The 2,720-nt window shown below is 38.1% G+C and carries 2 protein-coding genes and 1 tRNA gene; 1 reads left to right on the top strand and 2 read right to left on the bottom strand.

Annotated features, from left to right (window positions below; genetic code table 11):
* Positions 1-533 (bottom strand): alanine--tRNA ligase-related protein (locus AB1397_06120; GenBank protein MEW6482558.1); only part of this gene is annotated, 533 nt, incomplete at its 3' end.
* 102 nt (positions 534-635) lie between these two features.
* Between AB1397_06120 and gyrB the strand changes: the two genes are divergently transcribed.
* Entirely contained in the window at positions 636-2,549 is a 1,914-nt protein-coding gene (gene gyrB, locus AB1397_06115; protein ID MEW6482557.1) for a DNA topoisomerase (ATP-hydrolyzing) subunit B, read from the top strand.
* A 2-nt stretch (positions 2,550-2,551) separates the two neighbouring features.
* Here gyrB and AB1397_06110 read toward each other — a convergent pair.
* Positions 2,552-2,625, bottom strand: a tRNA-Thr gene (locus AB1397_06110).
* Positions 2,626-2,720: the final 95 nt, after the last annotated feature.

The raw sequence follows: 2,720 nt of genomic DNA, 5'->3' as shown, positions 1-2,720 counted from the left end.
CTACATCCAATCTCTTCTCCTAAGTCAAAGATTATCTCAGAACAAGGACCGCAGGGACCTGTTTCTCCCATCTTCCAGAAGTTATCTGCTTCGCCAAGCCTTACAATTCTTTCTTCTTTGAGAAATTTTTTCCAAATTAGGCCTGCCTCATTATCTTCTTTAAAAACAGAAACATAGAGCCTATCCTTTGGAATGCAAAGCACCTGCACCAAAAATTCCCATGCCCATTCTATTGCTTCTTTCTTAAAATAATCACCAAATGAGAAATTTCCAAGCATCTCAAAAAATGTAAGATGCCTTGCTGTTTTTCCAATTTTTTCAATATCATTTGTCCTGATGCACCTTTGAGAGGAACAACTACGAGAGAATTCTAAAGGTTTATTTCCAAGAAAATAATCTTTGAATGGCACCATCCCAGCCACAGTAAATAAAATAGATGGATCAGAGGGAATAAGCCCCTTGTCTACACAGACCTTATGACCTTTTCCTTCAAAAAATTTCAAGAATGCAGACCTTATCTCCTCGGCCTTCATTATACCTTAAATTTTATACTTAAAAACTAGTGATTTTCAAGAAAAATATTGAAATTCTTATAAAATATAAGGTATAATAGCTACGACAATAAAGATGGAATTATGGAAGATCGCTTAAACCTTAACGATAAATACACCGCCGATAAGATTCAAGTATTAGAGGGCTTGGAAGGGGTTAGAAAGAGGCCAAGTATGTACATTGGTGATATAAGCACAAGGGGGCTTCATCACCTTGTCTATGAGGTGGTTGATAATTCCATCGATGAGGTAATGGTAGGAGAATGCACAAACATTGAGGTTATAATTCATAAGAACAATAGCGTTAGCGTAGAGGACAATGGTCGAGGTATTCCGGTTGATCTGCATCCGATCTATAAGAAGCCAGCCCTTGAGATTGTTATGTGCACCCTACATGCCGGAGGAAAGTTTGACTCTGGTGCATATAAAATCTCAGGAGGATTACACGGGGTTGGTGTCTCTGTGGTTAATGGCTTGTCGCAGCAGCTTAAGGCAGAGGTATTCAGGGATGGAAAAATTTATAGCCAAAGCTATGAAAAAGGAATTCCCATTACAGAGCTTAAAATTACAGGAAAAACAAAGAAAAAAGGGACAAAGATAACCTTTCTGCCCGATTCTTCTATCTTTGAAAATATTGTCTTCCAATTTGATATACTTTCTCATAGATTAAGGGAGCTTGCCTTTTTAAACAAGGGATTAAAAATAACCATAAAGGATGAAAGGGATGGCAAAATAGAAACATTTTGTTATAAGGGAGGGATTCAGGAATTTGTCATCCTTCTTTTAAAGGAAAAAAAAGCCCTGCATAAGCCCATATATTTTGAAAAGATAAGGGAAGATACCTCCTTAGATGTTTGTCTTTGCTATTCTGATGATTATGTAACAAATATCCTTTCTTATGTGAATACCATAAATACAGAGGAGGGAGGAACCCATCTTTCTGGCCTTAAATCAGCCCTAACCAGGGCAATCAACGATTATGCAAGGAGGAATAAATTTATCAAGGAGAATGAACAGGGTTTATCGGGTGATGATATAAGGGAAGGTCTTAATGCGGTGATTAGCATAAAGATGAAAAATCCCCAATTTGAAGGCCAGACAAAGACGAAGCTTGGAAACTCTGAGATAAAAGGCATTGTTGACTCCCTTGTTTATGAGGAGCTTGTATCATTCTTTGATGAAAATCCATCCATTGCAAGAAAGATTGTAGAAAAGGGGCTATTGGCATCAAAGGCAAGGGAGGCGGCAAGGAAGGCAAAGGAGCTTGTGAGGAAAAAGGGCGATGAACTTGGCGTTCTCTGCGGAAAGCTTGCCGATTGCTCTTCAAAGAATCCCCAAGAATGCGAGCTTTATATTGTTGAGGGCGATAGTGCCGGTGGTTCGGCAAAGCAAGGAAGGGATAGAGAATTTCAGGCAATCCTTCCTTTAAAGGGAAAAATTCTTAATGTGGAAAAAGCCAGGTTTGAAAAGATGCTTCATAATGAGGAGATAAAAGCCCTTATATCTTCTATTGGGTGCGGCATTTCGCAATCTGATGAGGATTTTGATATTTCTAAGCTTAGATACCATAAGATAATAATTATGACCGATGCAGATGTTGATGGGTCGCATATAAGAACCCTCCTCCTTACTTTATTTTACAGGTATCTTAAGATTCTTATTGTTGATGGCTATGTTTATATTGCCAAGCCACCCCTTTATTGCTTAAGGAAGAAAAACGAGGAGCATTACCTTTATTCTGAGGAGGAAAAGGATAGGCTTATATCAAAAATGAAGGACGGCTTTGTCCTTCAAAGATACAAAGGCTTAGGTGAGATGAACCCTGAACAATTATGGAAGACAACAATGGATCCTAAGACAAGAAAGATGATAAAGATAAGCATTGAGGATGCCTATGAGGCAGAAAAAACCTTTTCCCTCCTTATGGGGGATAAGGTTCTTCCTAGAAAGAATTTTATTACACAACACGCCAGGGAGGTAAAAAACCTTGATGTTTAAAAAGCCCACAACCAGAATCGAACTGGTGACCTCATCCTTACCAAGGATGCGCTCTAACCGACTGAGCTATATGGGCTTTTATAAAATTATAAATTATAGATTAAAAATTGTATATTAAAAAATGAATTGGAAAGAAAAGGATAAGAAGGTGAGGGATGTTTTGGTAAAGAG

The sequence above is a fragment of the bacterium genome (genome assembly GCA_040756715.1).
GTDB lineage: Bacteria > UBA9089 > UBA9088 > UBA9088 > UBA9088 > JBFLYE01.
This window is presented reverse-complemented; position numbering and strand designations above follow the sequence as displayed.

Excerpts from the sequence above, each read along its gene's own strand:
- gyrB (MEW6482557.1), top strand. The coding sequence starts at position 636 with ATGGAAGATCGCTTAAACCTTAACGATAAATACACCGCCGATAAGATT.